The 17,419-nt window shown below is 36.9% G+C and carries 17 protein-coding genes; 1 reads left to right on the top strand and 16 read right to left on the bottom strand.

What is annotated here, in order from left to right:
• Positions 1-5 precede the first annotated feature (5 nt).
• The 13 genes from AB3I72_RS00540 to AB3I72_RS00480 form a co-directional block, all read right to left on the bottom strand.
• Positions 6-494: an NAD(P)H-dependent oxidoreductase subunit E gene (locus tag AB3I72_RS00540; RefSeq protein WP_002357722.1), complete on the bottom strand. Its 489-nt coding sequence runs from the start codon at positions 492-494 to the stop codon at positions 6-8.
• On the bottom strand, positions 482-1,063 hold the full coding sequence (locus AB3I72_RS00535) for a hypothetical protein (protein ID WP_002363879.1): 582 nt from the start codon (positions 1,061-1,063) through the stop codon (positions 482-484). Before AB3I72_RS00535 ends, AB3I72_RS00540 begins: the two co-directional genes overlap by 13 nt.
• Positions 1,053-1,877, bottom strand: a complete 825-nt coding sequence (locus tag AB3I72_RS00530) for a formate/nitrite transporter family protein (RefSeq protein ID WP_002357725.1) — start codon at positions 1,875-1,877, stop codon at positions 1,053-1,055. Before AB3I72_RS00530 ends, AB3I72_RS00535 begins: the two co-directional genes overlap by 11 nt.
• Before the next feature lie 15 nt (positions 1,878-1,892).
• Positions 1,893-2,468 (bottom strand): molybdenum cofactor guanylyltransferase, encoded by a 576-nt coding sequence (locus tag AB3I72_RS00525; protein WP_061101220.1) that lies wholly within the window; start codon positions 2,466-2,468, stop codon positions 1,893-1,895.
• 140 nt (positions 2,469-2,608) lie between these two features.
• A complete protein-coding gene (locus tag AB3I72_RS00520) occupies positions 2,609-3,637 on the bottom strand; it encodes a lysylphosphatidylglycerol synthase domain-containing protein (RefSeq protein ID WP_002360426.1) in 1,029 nt (342 codons plus the stop codon).
• A gap of 19 nt (positions 3,638-3,656) precedes the next feature.
• Positions 3,657-3,923, bottom strand: a complete 267-nt coding sequence (locus AB3I72_RS00515) for a DUF1294 domain-containing protein (protein ID WP_002384578.1) — start codon at positions 3,921-3,923, stop codon at positions 3,657-3,659.
• Between the two features lie 145 nt (positions 3,924-4,068).
• Entirely contained in the window at positions 4,069-5,298 is a 1,230-nt protein-coding gene (gene pepT / locus AB3I72_RS00510) for a peptidase T (protein ID WP_002419768.1), read from the bottom strand.
• A 28-nt stretch (positions 5,299-5,326) separates the two neighbouring features.
• Positions 5,327-6,445: a Nif3-like dinuclear metal center hexameric protein gene (locus AB3I72_RS00505; protein ID WP_002413840.1), complete on the bottom strand. Its 1,119-nt coding sequence runs from the start codon at positions 6,443-6,445 to the stop codon at positions 5,327-5,329.
• The gene (locus tag AB3I72_RS00500) at positions 6,429-7,145 is read right to left on the bottom strand and encodes a tRNA (adenine(22)-N(1))-methyltransferase TrmK (RefSeq protein ID WP_368023399.1); all 717 of its coding nucleotides are present in this window, start codon (positions 7,143-7,145) and stop codon (positions 6,429-6,431) included. The genes AB3I72_RS00505 and AB3I72_RS00500 overlap by 17 nt, the downstream gene beginning before the upstream one ends.
• A gap of 202 nt (positions 7,146-7,347) precedes the next feature.
• Entirely contained in the window at positions 7,348-9,990 is a 2,643-nt protein-coding gene (gene alaS, locus AB3I72_RS00495) for an alanine--tRNA ligase (RefSeq protein WP_002366615.1), read from the bottom strand.
• Positions 9,991-10,338: 348 nt separating this feature from the next.
• A complete protein-coding gene (locus AB3I72_RS00490) occupies positions 10,339-11,019 on the bottom strand; it encodes a helix-turn-helix domain-containing protein (RefSeq protein ID WP_002384584.1) in 681 nt (226 codons plus the stop codon).
• Between the two features lie 548 nt (positions 11,020-11,567).
• Complete coding sequence (locus AB3I72_RS00485) at positions 11,568-12,917, bottom strand: DEAD/DEAH box helicase (RefSeq protein WP_010715156.1); 1,350 nt, start codon at positions 12,915-12,917, stop codon at positions 11,568-11,570.
• Positions 12,918-12,979: 62 nt separating this feature from the next.
• Entirely contained in the window at positions 12,980-14,161 is a 1,182-nt protein-coding gene (locus tag AB3I72_RS00480) for a VanZ family protein (RefSeq protein WP_010715155.1), read from the bottom strand.
• Between the two features lie 55 nt (positions 14,162-14,216).
• Between AB3I72_RS00480 and AB3I72_RS00475 the strand changes: the two genes are divergently transcribed.
• On the top strand, positions 14,217-14,615 hold the full coding sequence (locus tag AB3I72_RS00475) for a hypothetical protein (RefSeq protein ID WP_368023396.1): 399 nt from the start codon (positions 14,217-14,219) through the stop codon (positions 14,613-14,615).
• A 60-nt stretch (positions 14,616-14,675) separates the two neighbouring features.
• Here AB3I72_RS00475 and AB3I72_RS00470 read toward each other — a convergent pair whose 3' ends face one another.
• From AB3I72_RS00470 to AB3I72_RS00460, 3 genes are all read right to left on the bottom strand, one after another.
• Positions 14,676-15,014, bottom strand: coding sequence for a zinc ribbon domain-containing protein YjdM (locus AB3I72_RS00470; RefSeq protein ID WP_002357741.1), 339 nt, complete (start codon positions 15,012-15,014; stop codon positions 14,676-14,678).
• Positions 15,015-15,127: 113 nt separating this feature from the next.
• Positions 15,128-16,081, bottom strand: coding sequence for a bifunctional oligoribonuclease/PAP phosphatase NrnA (locus AB3I72_RS00465; RefSeq protein ID WP_141439586.1), 954 nt, complete (start codon positions 16,079-16,081; stop codon positions 15,128-15,130).
• Positions 16,082-16,094: 13 nt separating this feature from the next.
• Entirely contained in the window at positions 16,095-17,414 is a 1,320-nt protein-coding gene (locus AB3I72_RS00460) for a DRTGG domain-containing protein (protein ID WP_002357743.1), read from the bottom strand.
• Positions 17,415-17,419: the final 5 nt, after the last annotated feature.

Here is a 17,419-nt window from a genome sequence, read left to right as displayed (position 1 = left end):
ACCTCCTACAATCCTTCATAGCAATCATTTTGCAAATGTTGAATTAATTGATAAATTTTCTCTTCTGTTAGTTGGCTAAAAACGGTGTCCTTAATTTTAATTACTGGACCTAAATCACAAGCCCCAATACAAGGAATACTGTGATACATAAATAAGCCATCTGGGGTCGGCTGATTCTCTGGCACTTCTAAAATGGTTTCTAAAACCTCTGCAACCATCGCTCCACCAGTATAATGACACGGCGTACTGTTACAAATCTTCAAGACATACTTCGCTTGCGGTTCCGTCTTTAAAATGGCATAGAAACTGACGATTTCATAGACTCGCGCTTCCGTTAAATGTAGATGCTCTGCAACTAATTGAGCTGTTTCCTGATCGATATACCCTTCCTCTGAAGCAAATTGTAATTCAATTAAAATATTTAAAATTCGTTGTGGATCAGCATCGTTTTCTAGAATAATCGCTTCTTTTTCAATTAAGCTTAATGCACACATTCCTTTTTATTCCCCCTTTTTAGTGAAACTTGAAGTTGTTCTCCTTGATAATAGATACGCAATTCTTTTGGTATTTCAGCAGATAGTAAACAAAAATCGGCTTTATCTATGACTTTTTTTGCTGATTCTTTTTGGCGATTCTGGTTATTCATCATAAGAAATAGTCCTGGCTGCACAACATTACGTAATGAATTTGATTCACAAATGATTAATGCTTGGGCCGGCACAGCTTTCAGAAATTGCTGAATGGCTTCCGCCAAATTTTCTTGAAAAACTTTCAATAGAAAAACTTTTTGACAACCTGCAGCTAATAATTTCATGGTATCTTTATTGCCAATCGTCTCTTGCTCTTCTACTAATTCATAACCAGCTGTAATACTGGTACAAATTCCGCATCCTTTTGTGCCTCGTTGACACACCCCTCGTTGACCACTAATCGTAATAATCTTCAAGCCATAAATTGGATAGACTTCTTGGTACTGTTTAATAAGGGCTTCGGCTAATGTCGTTTTGCCACTATTCCGACCAGTAGATCCAATTTGAATCATGTTTGGTACCTCAATTGCCATAGAGCTCCTCCGTCTGAATCGTTTTCTCAACTCTTGGTTTGACAGTTGCTGGTTTTGTCATAAAGATCAATGGTACAGCCATAAAAAGACTGCCCCCTACCGCATTGCCTAAAAATACCCATAGTGTATTTTGCAAATAATCCCACCAACTAATTGTGGTGCTTTGTGAAAAAATTGCCGCTGGAATAATAAACGCATTGGCGACCACGTGTTGAAACCCACAAACAACGAAAACCATGACAGGAAACCACAAGCCAAACATTTTACCTAAATATGATTTTGCCAGCGCTCCGAGATAAACCGCTAAACAAACAAAAATATTACAGCCAATCCCTGAAACAAAAGCAACTAGCGGTGGATCAGCAATTTTCGCCTGAGCAACTGCGACTGTTTTATCCAGAAACGCACCTTCAGTTAACCCAACAATATGGCCAAATAAATACGCTACGAGAAATCCGCCTAGACAATTGGTCAATAAAACAACTATCCAGTTATAACAAAGAGCGCCCACTCGAACCTTTTTCTGTAATACGCCTAATGTCATTACCATCATATTGCCTGTTGCTAACTCACCACCAACAAAAGTAAGCGCTATCAATCCGACTGGAAATAAAGCTCCACCCAGAAAGTTGTTAAAACTTCCCCATTCTGTGGGGGCGGTTCCAGTGATACGAATAAACGCCAAGTAACCCAGTGCAATACAAAAACCAGCCATGATGCCTAAAATACAGAGTCGAACAAACGATAATTTCCCTTTCATTTCTGCCTTATCACCTAAGCTTGCAACTATTTCTTCACTACTGAAAAAATCCATTACGATTCCTCCTTTTTATCGATACCACTGAGACAATTCTTCTTTTCGATTGACATTTTTAAGTTGATTCTCTTTTGATAGTTGCACCGTTTTTACAGATAGATGCTCAAATTCTTGCCGAATCTGATAGTTATTTTGCGCAAGCTGTTTTTGAAATGTTGGTAAACAAGAACATCGATAAAAGCCAAATAATGGTTCTTGACGACCTTCAAAGTCAAAGATTGTTACTTGATTTTGTCCACGCTTAGAGGCTAACTGATACACAAGTTTAGGAGAAAAAGTTGGTATATCACAGGCAATTACAAACACTTCAGCTTTCTGAGTATAGTTCATTGCTGTCACAATCCCACCTAATGGCCCCTTTCCAAGATACATATCTTGAATGATTGTGCATTTTCTAAACGTCTTAGGAAATTTTTGACTATCATTCGTTACTAAAATAACCTCTTCGAACAGTTCCATTAACTTTTCAGCTGTTTGCAAGATCACGTATTGCCCTTGAATTTTCAATAATGCTTTATCAAATCCCATCCGTGAACTTTTCCCACCGCATAACAGCACTGCTGTACAATCAGCAATAATTCTCGCCACCCCTTTACCATAATTTTTATTAGTTCAAAAAAATATTTTTTAGTCATGTATTAAGTCTATTATAAGACATCCCTCGTACAAGTCAATTCCTTTTAAAAAAAAAGAACGAGAAAAAGAGTCGCTCTTTTTCTCGTTCTACCTTATTCATCTGTTTGACGTTTTATTTCTTCAATCTCAATGCGTAATGATTTTCGTTTCTCAATGGCGACATAAACCAAGCCAATCAAAAAAGGTAACACAAAGCTACCAAATCGATACAGTAAAACAGATGCTACAGCATCAACATTGCCGACCAATGGTTTAAACAACAATAAGTAAACAAATTCAAATGGACCAATGCCAGCAGGTGTCGGAATAACTCCTGAAAGAATAACAGCAAAACTGGTAAAGGACATCACTAATAATAAATCAATATTCGGGTGATTTTCTACTAAAACAATGTAAGGAATAATGTACCAAAATAATAATTTAAATACATTCCATGAAAAGATTCGAAGCAACGCTGAGCGATCTTGTGTAATTGTTTGGACAGCTGCCCGCAAGGAATAGATTTGTAAATTACAATTATCCACCCAATCTCTTAGTTTTGGTCGTTTAAACCAACGATTGGCAAACTTAACCAATAAAACTTGCAACTTTAAGCTACTAGATAAAATAAGTAATGCTGCAATTATTACTAATGTTAAAATAACACCTGCTAAAATGAACGGAATCATCTTAGGCGCATTTTCATAAAACAGGGAAAATTGAATAATCAAACCAATAATTGCTAAAAAAATCACGGCTGCTTTGTACATAATCATATGTAATGCCGTTATCCCCACACTTTTAGAAACAGGAATTCCCTTTTTCTTATAAAAATAAATTTCTGAAAGCAAGGTTCCCGTGCCAAATGAAATAATCCGATAAAATGCTACATAACAAGAAGTAAAAAAACCATCCACTGTTGTAAAGTCTTTGTTAAAATAACGAGCTATTTCCTTGATTGAGCGCCCTTCTGCAAATTGATAAACTACTCCAAAAAAAATAACAGCAATCAGCACCAGCCAACTCGTTTCCATCAGTTGAGCAAAAATATCACTTAATGAATTATCCATGACATAAAAGATTACGCCTAAAACGATAATCATTAACAACATATTTAAGCCAATTTTTACTTTTCCTTTCATCGCTTCTCCTTTTTTGTTCTTACTTAAACGTTAGATAGATGCAACTAATCATCGCGATTACGCCAATTGAATAACACAATGCAAAAACTGGTTTTTGGGTTTTATGATGAAATTTCTTTTGTCCCATTAGCCCACCTAAACCGCCACCGACAAGTCCTATCGTCAATAAGCGGCGTTCTGGAATACGCCAGTTCCCACGTTTTGCTTGTTTTTTATCATAACCCATCATACTAAACAATACTAAATTAATGACGAGGAGATAAATGATTACTATCCACTGAAGCATTCTTTCTTGCCTCCTAACTAGTTACTGTACTAGGATACCTTGTTCTGATTCTAATTGCAAAAAAATTTTCAATGACTCATGAAACTACAACAGGAAAGTAAGCTCTCGGTTGCCCGTTTTCTTACTTTCCTATTGAGTGCCTCATTTATTTTGCATTTAATTCAGCAATTTTAATAATCACATTGGTCGCTTTTTCCATGGCTTGTAATGAAACAAATTCAAAACGGCCATGCATATTTTCGCCACCAGCAAAGATATTTGGTGTTGGAATCCCTAAATAAGAAATTTTTGAGCCATCCGTTCCACCGCGAACAGGTTCAATAATTGGTTGAATTGACAATTCTTCCATTGCTTGTTTAGCAATTTCGATAATGGACATATCTTTTTCAATCACTTCTCGCATATTATAGTATTGATCAAATAAATCAACTTTAATTCGTTCTTCATCAAATGGTGCATTCAATGTTTGCTGAATTTCTTTAATTTTAGCTTTACGTGCTTCAAAAATCTCGCGATTGTGATCGCGAATAATATATGTCATTGTAGCTTCTTCTGGCGTTCCAGCAAACGCTGCTAAATGATAAAAGCCTTCTTCACCTTCTGTTTTTTCTGGAACTTCGTCAGCAGGTAAGGCATTATGGAAATCAATTCCTAATTGTAACGCATTAATCATTGTATTTTTTGCTGTTCCTGGATGAACGTTTTTCCCTTGAATTGTAATTTCTGCTTGCGCCGCATTAAACGTTTCAAATTGTAATTCACCTACTGGTCCGCCATCCATTGTATAAGCAAAATCCACGTTAAATTGAGCGACATCAAATTTGTCGGCACCTACACCAATTTCTTCGTCAGGACCGAAAGCCACACGAATGGTGCCATGTTTAATTTCTGGGTGATTAATTAAATATTCCATGGCTGTCATTATTTCCGCAATACCTGATTTATCATCAGCCCCTAATAAAGTGGTACCATCGGTTGTGATAAGTGTTTCACCACGATAATTTTTTAAGTTAGGAAAGTCTTTCGTATTTAAAGTGAATTTGCCTTCTTTATCTAAAGGAATCGTTGATTCTCCGTCATAGTTCTCAACAATTTGCGGAGAAACATTCACTGCATTAAAATCAGCGGTATCCATATGGGCAATAAAGCCGATTGAACGAACGTCTTTCTCCACGTTACTAGGTAACGTAGCAATTACAAAACCATTTGTTTCGTTATAAATAACATCGCTCATTCCTAATTCTTCTAATTCTTTTTTTAAGGTTTGTGCAAAGGCTACTTGTGTTTGTGTTGATGGTGTCGTTGTGCTTGTTGCATCTGAGCGTGTTTCTGTTTTCACATAGCGTAAAAAACGAGGTAATAAATTTTCATACATAAAAGAACACTCCTTTAATCTTCATTTTTTATTTAAAACGAAATGGGTTGGTATTCGCTTCTGATTCAAAAATGGATACAGCCCACTCATTTTCTTGTTTCCATTGATTCATTAATTCCACAAGTTTTGGCTTACAAAGCGCTTCAATGTAATGACCAGGATCGATGACTGGTAAATCTTCAGCAATCATGTCATGTGCCGTATGATAGTACACATCACCAGTAATATAGACATCGGCTTGTTTACGTAATGCATCATGATAGAATTTTTCACCACTTCCACCACAAATGGCTACCCGTTGAATCATTTTAGTATCATCTTTTGCAATGACCCGCAAGCCGTCCAATTGGAAAGCTTCCTTGACTTGCTGTACAAAATCAGAGAATCTCACAGGCTTGTCTAATACTCCAACCCGACCTAAACCAAATTCTTTTGATTGATTTTCAATGGTATAAACATCATACGCCGGTTCTTCATAAGGATGCGCTTGTAACATAGCTGCAAGAACTTGTTCCTGCTTAGTTTCAGGGAAAATCACTTCGATTTTTGCTTCTTGGACGACACTTTCTTGACCAATTTCGCCAATCGTGGGATTTGCTCCTTGTGTTGGTGTAAAACGTCCTGTTCCAATTAAAGAGTAACTTGTTTTAGAATAATCACCTTGAGCTCCAGCGCCAGCTAGACCTAAAGCTTCTCTCATTTGCGGAGCTTCATCAATTGGCACAAAAACGGCTAATTTTTTATAAGGAACAGTATGTGTTTTAGTTAAAAAGGTGGTCTGTTTAATTCCCAATAATTCACAAAACCAATCGTTTAAGCCATTGTCAATAATATCCATATTAGTATGCGCTGCGTAAACAGCAATATCGTGTTTTAATAAATCAGCGTACATTTTTTCTTGAAAATTATCTGTGGTTAATCGCTTAACTGGGCGGAAAATAGGTGGGTGTTTCGCAATAATCAAATCAACCTGCTTCTCAATTGCTTCTGCAACGACCTCAGGACGAACATCTAAGGTAACCATCACATTTTCAATTGGTTTATCTAACGTACCAATGTGCAAGCCCACAGGATCTCCCGTTTCTGCTAACCATTCGGGACAATAGTCATTGAAGCGTCGAATCAATGTCTTACCGTTCACAGCCATTGGCCAGCACCTCCTCAATTAATTGTTGGTCTTGCTGTAGTTTCACTTGTTTTTCAATATGTTCTCCACTTGCTTTTGCTAGTTGTGCAAGAACAGTTTTGCGCTGTTTTAATTCTCGTTGCCATTTTTTAGTAAAAACCGGTCCTTGTTTTTTAATTAAAACTGGCCCAAATAGTAATTCTTGGTCCGTATAAGAAACGGATTGCTCTGTTTTTTCGGCTACGATAATTTCATACAACTTACGGTTTTCTTCCACGATTGTTTCATCAATAATACTGTACTCGTTTGCCATTAACCAGCGGCGTAAAGTTGGTTCACCAATATTCGGTTGTAAAACAAGGCGTTCCTTCCCTGTTAAACGATTTTTTTTGCGTCCAGCTTCTAAAATATCTCGGATTAATGTGCCGCCCATTCCACAAATACTAATGACGTCTATTTGATCTTCAGGTTCAATTGCATCTAGCCCGTTCGATAAACGTACGATAATTTTATCCGTCAAATTGGATTTACTGACTTGGGTTTTGGCAGATTGATAGGGGCCTTCCACCACTTCCCCAGCCACAGCAAAAGACAGTTTATTTTCTAACATTAAAGCAACTGGTAAATAAGCATGGTCTGAACCAATGTCTGCTAAGCGACTTCCTCTAGGGATTAAATCACCAACCGTTGCGAGACGTTTTGATAATTGATTTTCATTCATATTTTTGATTCCTCCGTTGCTTATTATACCATTGTCAATTGAAGATGAAAACTTACACATTCGTGCAATCTGCTGTTTTCTCTCCGTAATCACTTATAAAAAAGAACCCCCTTCAAAATCAATTTCATAACTTTGAAGAGGGCTGTCATTATTGCTATAAAGAGCATTCTCCTTATATTAATAATAGGGAAAACATTTTAAATTAGGCATTTGCCAACCAGTTTTCAACTTCTGCTAAGGCATCCGCAATCCCTGCTGGATTTTTCCCACCAGCTTGAGCCATATCAGGACGACCACCGCCGCCACCGCCAACTTTTGGCGCAATTGCTTTGATTAAGTCACCGGCTTTTAGGCCTTTTCCGTTCATGTCTTTTGTCATAGCCGCTAACAAGCTTACTTTTTCATCTTGTGCAGTTGCTAGAACTAGTACATCAGACAATTCTTTTTGTTTCCATTGGTCGGCCAATTGGCGTAATTGATTCATGTCTTTAACATTGACTTGAGCGGCAATATAACGAACACCGTTGACGTCTTTGACATCTTTAAAAATGTCACCAGCTTGTTGGTTCGCTAATTTACCAGCCAATTGTTCGTTTTCTTTTTGTAGATCACGTAATTGTTGTTGCAATTGCTCTGTTTTCGTAACCACTTCTTTTAATTGAGGTGATTTAACTAATGTAGCAATCTCTTTCAATTGACGTTCTTCTTCTTGTAAAAGTTGATACGCTTCTTTACTCGTCACTGCTTCAATACGGCGTACTCCTGCACCAATCCCAGATTCAGAAACAATTTTGAAAATCCCGATATCTTCTGTATTAGCAACGTGTGTTCCACCACATAATTCGATAGAGTAATCCCCAATATTAACTACACGGACTTCTTTGCCATATTTTTCGCCAAATAACGCCATTGCGCCCATGTTTTTCGCTGTATCAATATCTGTTTCAATTGTGACAACAGGAATAGCTTCCCAGATTTTTTCGTTAACGATGGCTTCCATCCGCGCTAGTTCTTCTGATGTAACTTGCCCAAAATGAGTAAAGTCAAAACGTAGATGTCCTGGTGCAACTAATGAGCCTGCTTGGTTGGCATGCTCCCCTAACACATCTTTTAACGCACGATGCAATAAATGGGTTGCCGTATGGTTTTTCAAAATACGTGTCCGCATCCGTTCGTCCACTTGCAATTGATAAATTTGACCTTCTGCTAATGGCGCCAAAACTTCTACTTTGTGTAAAAATTGACCATTTGGTGCTTTTTTCACATCCACCACGTTGGCAACGACTTCCCCTGCGGTATTTTTTACATAGCCGCGGTCAGCAATTTGTCCACCCATTTCAGCATAAAATGGTGTTTCAGCAAAAATTAATTCGGCTGTTCCTGCAGATGCTTCATTTACTAGTGCGTCACCTTGAATAATAACAAATAATTCACTATCATGTGTTAATTCTGTATAGCCAACAAATTTACTTTCTACTTTAATATCTGTTAATAAAGCAGATTGAACACCCATTGAAGTTTCTTTACTGCGGGCAGAACGAGCACGTTCACGCTGTGCTTCCATTTCTGTCTCAAACCCAGCATGATCGACTTTCAAGCCTTCATCTTCTGCAACTTCTTCCGTTAATTCTACCGGGAAGCCAAAAGTATCATAAAGTTTGAAGATAATTTTTCCATCTAATGTATCGCCTTTTGCATCTTTAACTTCTTTAATAACCTCATTTAACATGCTTAAACCTTCATTGATGGTTTCATGGAAACGTTCTTCCTCTGTCCGAACCACTTTTTCAATGAAATCTTTTTGTTGTAATACTTCTGGATAGTAGCTTACCATGATTTCCCCAACAACAGGCACTAATTTGTATAAAAAGGCTTCATTAATGCCTAATTTTTTCCCGTGCATTACCGCACGACGTAATAAACGACGTAACACGTAGCCACGACCTTCATTTGAAGGAAGCGCACCATCACCAATTGCAAAGGATAAGGCACGAATATGGTCAGCAATCACTTTAAAGGAAACATCCGTTTGTGGTGCATCTCCATATTTTACATTGGTTCCTAAAGCTTCTACCGCATGAATGATTGGCATAAATAAATCAGTTTCAAAATTTGTTGGTGCATCTTGAATAATAGATACAACACGTTCCAAGCCCATGCCCGTATCAATGTTTTTATGTGGTAATGGTTCATACGTATCTTCTGGTGTATGGTTAAATTCAGAGAACACTAAGTTCCAAATTTCTAAATAGCGTTCATTTTCGCCACCAGGATAATTTTCTGGATCATCTTCTGGAATATCTAAAAATTCTTCGCCGCGATCATAAAAGATTTCCGTATCCGGACCACTTGGACCCGCACCGATATCCCAGAAGTTATCTTCTACATCAATAATATGGTCTTCAGATAAACCAACTTCATCACGCCAAATGCGTTTTGCTTCTGTATCTTTCGGATAAACAGTCACATATAATTTTTCTGGGTCAAAAGCAAGCCATTCAGCACCAGTTAAGAATTCCCAAGCCCAGTGAATCGCTTCATTTTTAAAATAATCTCCAATTGAGAAGTTCCCTAACATTTCAAACATTGTATGATGACGAGCCGTTTTCCCAACATTCTCAATATCATTTGTACGAATAGATTTTTGAGCATTCGTAATTCTTGGATTTTCTGGCACAACAGAGCCATCAAAATATTTTTTCAAGGTTGCAACACCAGAGTTAATCCATAATAATGTTGGATCGTTTACTGGTACTAAAGAAGCACTTGGTTCTACTGAATGTCCTTTAGACTTAAAGAAGTCTAAATACATTTGACGAACTTGACTACTTGTTAATTCTTTCATTGATTTTCCTACTTTCTATTAATAATTAACTATTTATGTTTTGTACCCTCTTAAGCGGCAGACTGTGAACACAAAAAACACCATTGCAGTCAAGGACGATTGCTCGCGGTACCACCTTGATTGCAATGATGTTGGATCATTACCTCTTAAGCTCTATAACGCAGAGTTGCGTTGATATTTCTATCAAGTCCATCTAAAGGGAGCAAGTAAATTTATCTGATGCCCTTCTCTCAGCAACGAACGGCTTTCTGTGATCAAAATAAGATTCCTCATATCCTTTAGCTTATAGTCAAAAGTATAAGAAAAATCTACCGAAAAGTCAATTGTTTTCGTAGGAATCTTTCCTTACTAAGCTGTTTCAAACAACGTTTGCTCTAAATAAGGCAAAATTTTTTCATTTATTTGATACCCTTTTCCCCAAGAGGTCGTAATAATCTCTTCATTCATACCTGCATCACTAAATTTTTGTTTCACTCGTTTACATACAAAAGACAGCTGCGATTTTGTAGAAGCATCTGGTTCTTTCTGCCAAAGCAAGCGACAAATTTGATCACGGTCCAACCCTTCGTGGGCATGCTGATACAAGATTTTTAAAAAGCGTTGCTCGTTTTTTGTAAAGCGAATCTTTTTTACTTGGTCATCAAGTAGCTCGGCTGTTACTTCGGCAAAACTTTGATCCACCGTGTCAATTTTTTCACGAATCTCTTCCAATGAATCTTTGAGGCCCAACCACCGGATAATGCCTCTTTCTTGCCAAATCTCCGCTTCACGTTTGTTACACATCGATTGTGAACGTCGATAAATCGGCTTCTCTAATGATGAAAGACTTCCTAATAATCTCAAGCAATCGTTCTGAGAAAGTGTTTCGCTTAACACAATTGCATCAAAATAATTAAAAAAAGTTAACTCGTGTTCTACAGTTTCTTCAAAGCAGTTTGTACAAAAGACTTCATAATTTAAATATTGTAATTGCTGCTGAAATGTTTGCTCAACTAAAATGTTCTTTGTTAATACCAAAATCCTTCTCATTTTTTCTTTCCTCCTAGAACTTCTTTCTGTTACCCATAACTAAACGCACCGATCAAAATACGTTACCAAATCGCGTGTTTCCTCCAGCGATTGATTAATAAATACCTTTTTATCTTCATCTCTCTTCGCTCCTTTATTCTTTATTTTAGTGGTTATTTATATTATATTAGAAAATGCATTTTTTTGTGTGTGAAATTTTTTTATCCTCCGTAAAAAAAAATGAATTTCCTTTAATATCAACTAATAAAGCCGATTTTTTTACAAAAAAAAGGCCGAAACTTCCTACTTTTTGCTAAAACATGCCAAAAAATCTGTAATTTTATCATTTTTTTCTTGAGAAAACATCAAAATGTTAGTTCTAAACACCAACATTTTGATGTTTTTGACAAAAATCTTTACAATTAATTGGTAATTTTCTCTACTTTTAGCAATAGTCACTTTAAAAAAAGAGTTATTTTAAAAGTGACTTAAATATTTATCATATAAAAAAGTAAGGGACTAGAATCTTTACGATTCTAGCCCCTTACTTTAAATAATCCACAACATTGTTAGTTAGAAGAATTCTTTTTTGCTTTTCTAGCAGAACGATCTTTTTGACGACGTTCAATTTTACGTTTTTTCTTATTGCTGTCTTCAATTGCCCAATTAATTTTTTTCTTGTATCCTGGTTTAATTTTTTTCTTTTTCTTTTTCACTAAACCAATTAACGTTGGGTCTAATTCTTCTCGAGATTTTTCTCGTTTTGTTCGACGATTGCGATCATATGTCTCTACAATCTCACCATTTTTAATTTCTTTTGGTTTGAAAGAAACACCTAACTGCTCAATCTGAGTAATCGCTTCATCATCTGCTGGTGAATATAATGTTATGGCAGTTCCATTCAATCCATTACGTCCTGTGCGGCCAACCCGATGAATAAAGAAGTCCAATTCATGTGGAACTTCTGCATTGATGACATGTGAAACCCCTTCAATATCAATCCCACGTGCGGCTAAATCAGTAGCTACCACATATTGGTAGTCAAGATTTTGAACTTGACGCATCACACGTTTTCTTTCGCGTGGTGTGATGTCTCCATGAATTTTGGCAACTTTTAGGCCCTGATCTTTTAAGTAATCGGTGATTTCATCAACTCTTTGTTTAGTATTTGCAAAAACAATCGCTAAATAAGGATGCCCGATAGTCAATAATTGATAAATTATTTGATTGCTGTTTTTTCCTTTGGTGGAAATCAACCAATTGTCAATTGTTTCTGAAATAACTGCTTTTGGTTTGATATGTTCAATCACTGGATTTTCTAAATATTTTTTTAAAAATGGTCGTAATTTTTCTGGAATCGTTGCAGAAAAAACGAGCATTTGTAATTTTTCTGGCAAACGACCAGCAATTTGATCGACTTCTGCTAAAAAGCCCATATCTAATGTCATGTCTGCTTCATCGACAACAAAGGCAAAAGCTGTATGCACTTTCAAAGCTTGTTCATTCATCATATCTAAAATCCGCCCTGGTGTACCAATCACCACATGAGGTTGCTGATGCTTTAATTTAGTTAATTGACGTTGTTTATCTGTTCCGCCAACAAAATTTGACACGCGAATTTCTGGTTGACTGAAACGAGCCAGTTGCTGCGCTTCTTGATAAATTTGATTGGCTAATTCACGACTAGGCGCAGTAATCACAATTTGCACTTCGTCGATAGTTGGCTTAACTTTATCCATTAATGGAAGTAAAAAAGTATGCGTCTTTCCACTTCCTGTTTGCGATTGTCCAATGACACTTTTCCCTTTCTTAATGATTGGGATTAATTTTTCTTGGACTTCTGTTGGTTCTTCAAACCCTTTTTCTGCGAGTGCTTCGTTGATAAAAGGTTGAAATTGAAATTGTTTAAATGAAGGCACTTGCCTCACCTCTTCTCGTTAAATTCTTTATGCACTTTGGCATTATAACACAAAAACAACTTTTACTCACCTGCTGATTCCTTTGTTTTCGCAACTTCTAATGTACTGACTGTATAAGTGTGGCTGGCTTTTTCATAAAACAAACGCCGTTTTTTACGAATCAAGGTTAACAAAACGTTGATCAAAAATAGTAAATATAAAATTAAACAGAACAAATACAGAAGCAATGACACCATTTGCAACATCCGATTAGAAGAATTCAATAAATCAGCGGCATTAGCTAGATAAATACTAATTAAGCCATATACAAAATACAAATAACCGTAGCGAACAAACAAAGCTTTTAAACGAATTTTTTCATGTCCTGTTTCAACCACCCGAATGCGCACAACTTTTTTCCCTAACGTTTGACCATTTGTCAGTTTCATCATGACGATAAAGACCGCAAACACCATGATAAAGAACCACATCCGATCTGAAAAAAACGGATAATTGGTTGCCAAATTTTTATAAGCTGGAATGAAATTTAGTCCAAAAACGAGCAGGCCTTGCACAAAGCCAATCACCAACCAATCAATCCCCCATGCAAAGAAACGTCTTAACAGGCTAACTGTCTGCCCTTTTTCATAAGAGGTGGCATCAATTTCTTCTCTTGTTGGCAATAAAAAGGTAAAGAGTGGCGTCAACCAATAACCGACCATGCCTCCGACGGTATTATTAATTAAATCATTGACATCCGCCAGGCGATACGAACGTGGATAAATAAAATAAAGGCCAGATAACTGTGTTAATTCAAAAAATAATGACAATAAAAAACTTGCAAGAACTGTTTTTAAAAATGAACATTTGAAATAATACCGTAAATACACACCAAAAGGTAAAACTAATAAAACATTAAACAGTGGTTCTAAAACGGCATGCTGTTTTAATGCTGGCAAATACGTACTAGGATCTTTGAGCGAAAAAACAGTTTCGTTTAAAATCCCTGAAATAAAATGAAAAGGCCGCAGTTCCATTGTTGGTCCTGTGTATTGAGCCACTTCTGCCCGAGATGGCAACGGTAAAATCACCAAGAAATAGGCACATAATAAATAAAAAACAAATGAATACAAAATCATTGCTCGTGTCCAAACAAATGAACCATATTTGCGGTATTCATAGATTAATAATGCCCCAGAAATAAAAAATGCTAGAAACGGGAAAATAATGATTGCCCATTTAATTGGTTCGCTATATACTGCCATAAAAATTCCTCCAAGATAAACAATTTCAAGTATGAATGCCTCAATAACACTATACTTGTTTCTAAAAAAATGTACCAACAATAAATTTTATTTTGCAAATCCTCTCCTTTGCAGTATCATTAAGAAAAAGGAGGACGTTCTCATGTTACAGCCATATTTTGCGTTTGGAGTGCCGCTATTCTTACTTGTGCTCTACTTACTCTTTGCACTGATTCACCGTCAAACAACGATTCATTATTTACGGTTTATTTTGTTACTTATTTCAACATTTCTCATGGTTTTTAGTTTCCAAGTATTGCAAGAATCATGGACCATCAACCCTGAAACGTTAAAAGATGCCGCTTATTCTCCGCAATGGTTATGGATTCCTTTAGGTATCGGGTTAATCCTCACACTTTACAACGCTTGGCACGGCCTTAGTACAATGATAAAATACAAGACCGATAAACATTAGTAAGAGTCTAGGACGATGGTTGTGTCCTAGACTCTTACTGTCTCATCATTCAAATGAAATTTAATTTTTCTTAACAAACTCTGATTTTAACTTCATTGGACCAAAGCCATCTACCTTACAGTCGATGTTATGATCGCCTTCCACTAAACGAATGTTTTTCACTTTTGTGCCTTGTTTAATTGCGCCACTGGCACCTTTAACTTTCAAATCTTTGATTACAGTAACACTGTCACCATCCGCTAAAAGATTGCCATTTGAATCCTTAACTACTAAGCCTTCTTCTGCAACTTCTTCCGTTGGTGACCATTCATGACCGCATTCTGGACAAATAAATAATCCGCGATCTTCATAGGCATATGCCGACCCACATTCAGGGCAGTTTGGTAATTGCTCTGTCATTAACGTTCTCCTTTGTAAAAAATAATTCTTTTTCATTTTACCTTATTTTCTAGTGAATGAAAAGTAGTCCTAATGATTTATCAACAACCGATAACTACTTTCTAATTGCTTATTTATTTTTGAGCCCACTCTTGGCAAGCTGCCTGAATTTCTTGGTAAATCACTTCAATTTCAGCTGCATCACGGGCATTAGCGCCACTTGCCAAAGGATGGCCGCCGCCATGATGTTTTTTAGCAATTGTATTAATGATTGGTCCTTTGGAACGTAACCGAACGCGATAATAACCTTCCGGCTGTTCAACAAAGATTGCCCATGAGAGAACATCTTCAATTTTTCCTGGCATTGAAACAATGGCTGCCGTTTCAGAATCGACAATATCATAACTGTTTAAAATACTTTGTGGTAAAATGACACGAGCAGCGCCATTTGCATCGATTTCTAAATTTTGATAAATATAACCCGCTAATTTAGCAACCTTTAAAGGCATTTGGTCTAACTCACGATTTAAGTCTGCGGCATTAAAGTTAAACGTACGCAATTGCGCAGCAACAGCGAGTGTATGCGCCGAAGTAGAAGGATAAAGAAAACGTCCTGTATCCCCCACAATCCCAGCATACAATAAACGAGCTGCATTATCTGTCATCGTTAATTCTGCTAAATGCTGTTGCCAAAAATCAACAATAATTTCACTACAACTACTTGCATTTGTATTCACCCAAACTAAATCTCCATAAGGTTCATCATTCGGATGATGATCGATTTTAATTAATTGATCGCCTAAAGAAAAACGCGCATCACTAATTCGTGGAGCATTTGCAGTATCTGTTACAATGACTAATGCACCTCGATAGACATCGTCAGTAATAACATCCATTTCAGCTAAAAACTCTAAACCTTCCACTGGTCCGCCTACCTGATAAATATTTTTTTCAGGAAAGCTCGCTCTTAAGAGTTCTGCTAACCCAACCTGTGAGCCAATCGCATCTGGGTCGGGCCTTTGATGTCTATGAATAATAATTGTTTCATATTGTTTAATTGCTGCCATAATTTCTTTTACTACGTCCATTCTTTGTAGCCTCCTACGTTCTCTCCATCACTTGGCAAACAACAATTGCTTTTGCCACAATGACATTTTCTAAATAAACTTCAATATCTAATTTTGCAGAGCGACGACCAATTTCTAAAATCCGTGGACGAATGTCCAATTCACTTTCCAACTGGATTAGCCGCAAATAATGTAGATTCACTTGTTCAATTAGTACATTTCTTTTTTGATTCATCAACATTGTTCGTTGTGTCACGTTAGAAATAATTTCACTTAGGACACCGAACGAGATGGTACCAACACTGTTAACCATTTGGGGCGCAACCGAAAAACGAAAACGGGTTGTTTCTTTGCCATTTTCTTCAACAGGCATCACTTCCCCGGAAATTTGATCTGAAATTGTATCTGCAATTTGTGGTTGTCGTTGCACCAATTGCATGGCTTTCATCACATCTTGGCGAGAAACAATTCCAACAAGCGCTAAATCATCTTCCACCACCGGCATGACTTCTAGACCATCCCAAATCATTTGATGACTGACACTCGCTACACTCATCATCTTTTTCACAACATTGGGATCCTTGGTCATGACTTTATCCACGGTTAAATGTTCACTTTTACCAATGACATCTTTGGCTGTGACAATCCCCACTAAACGTAATTTCTTATTTACTACTGGGAAACGAGAATGATGGGTACTTTCAGATAATGCCTGATAATCTGCAATCGTCTGAGTTGTCAACAAATAATTGGTTTTTTCAAGCGCTGTATAAATATCACTGACGAGTAAAATGTCTTTTTTAATCAGCTGATCACTTAAAGCACGGTTAATCATAGTAGCCACAGTAAATGTATCATATGTGGTTCTCAAGACAGGCATACCCAGACGATCTGCTAACTGCGCAATCTCTTCAGATGTTTCAAATCCACCTGTAATTAAAACGGCTGCCCCATTTTCTAAAGCAAGCTTTTGCACACCTTGACGGTTACCAACAATCATTAAGGATCCGGGAGTAATATATCGCGTCATCGCAGTTTCTGTCATCGCACCAATTACAAATTTATTAAGGACTTTGTCTAGACCAGAGCTACCGCCTAACACATCCCCTTCAATAATCCGGACCACTTCACCAAATGTTAATTTTTCAATATGTTTTTTTAACTTCCGCTCAATTCGTATCGTACCAACACGTTGAATGGTGGAAACAAGCCCAATATTTTCTGCATCTTTGATGGCCCGATACGCTGTTCCTTCACTAACACTTAAACTTTTGGCAATGCTTCGAACAGAGATTCGATCGCCAATTGGTAATTCTTCAATATGTTTTAAAATTTGATCATGTTTCGTCGCCATAATTT

This window comes from Enterococcus sp. GC34, from assembly GCF_040886645.1.
Lineage (GTDB): Bacteria > Bacillota > Bacilli > Lactobacillales > Enterococcaceae > Enterococcus > Enterococcus faecalis.
Note: the sequence above shows the minus strand (reverse complement) of the source record. Positions and strands in the feature narration are given on the sequence as shown.

Coding starts and splice junctions, on each gene's coding strand:
- AB3I72_RS00465 (WP_141439586.1), bottom strand. CDS start 16,081: ATGGACGTAGTAAAAGAAATTATGGCAGCAATTAAACAATATGAAACA.
- pepT (WP_002419768.1), bottom strand. CDS start 5,298: ATGTATGAAAATTTATTACCTCGTTTTTTACGCTATGTGAAAACAGAA.
- AB3I72_RS00515 (WP_002384578.1), bottom strand. CDS start 3,923: ATGCTTCAGTGGATAGTAATCATTTATCTCCTCGTCATTAATTTAGTA.
- AB3I72_RS00540 (WP_002357722.1), bottom strand. CDS start 494: ATGTGTGCATTAAGCTTAATTGAAAAAGAAGCGATTATTCTAGAAAAC.
- AB3I72_RS00505 (WP_002413840.1), bottom strand. CDS start 6,445: ATGGCTGTGAACGGTAAGACATTGATTCGACGCTTCAATGACTATTGT.
- AB3I72_RS00520 (WP_002360426.1), bottom strand. CDS start 3,637: ATGAAAGGAAAAGTAAAAATTGGCTTAAATATGTTGTTAATGATTATC.
- AB3I72_RS00470 (WP_002357741.1), bottom strand. CDS start 15,014: ATGACAGAGCAATTACCAAACTGCCCTGAATGTGGGTCGGCATATGCC.
- AB3I72_RS00500 (WP_368023399.1), bottom strand. CDS start 7,145: ATGAATGAAAATCAATTATCAAAACGTCTCGCAACGGTTGGTGATTTA.
- AB3I72_RS00460 (WP_002357743.1), bottom strand. CDS start 17,414: ATGGCGACGAAACATGATCAAATTTTAAAACATATTGAAGAATTACCA.
- alaS (WP_002366615.1), bottom strand. CDS start 9,990: ATGAAAGAATTAACAAGTAGTCAAGTTCGTCAAATGTATTTAGACTTC.
- AB3I72_RS00480 (WP_010715155.1), bottom strand. CDS start 14,161: ATGGCAGTATATAGCGAACCAATTAAATGGGCAATCATTATTTTCCCG.
- AB3I72_RS00535 (WP_002363879.1), bottom strand. CDS start 1,063: ATGGCAATTGAGGTACCAAACATGATTCAAATTGGATCTACTGGTCGG.
- AB3I72_RS00490 (WP_002384584.1), bottom strand. CDS start 11,019: ATGAGAAGGATTTTGGTATTAACAAAGAACATTTTAGTTGAGCAAACA.
- AB3I72_RS00530 (WP_002357725.1), bottom strand. CDS start 1,877: ATGGATTTTTTCAGTAGTGAAGAAATAGTTGCAAGCTTAGGTGATAAG.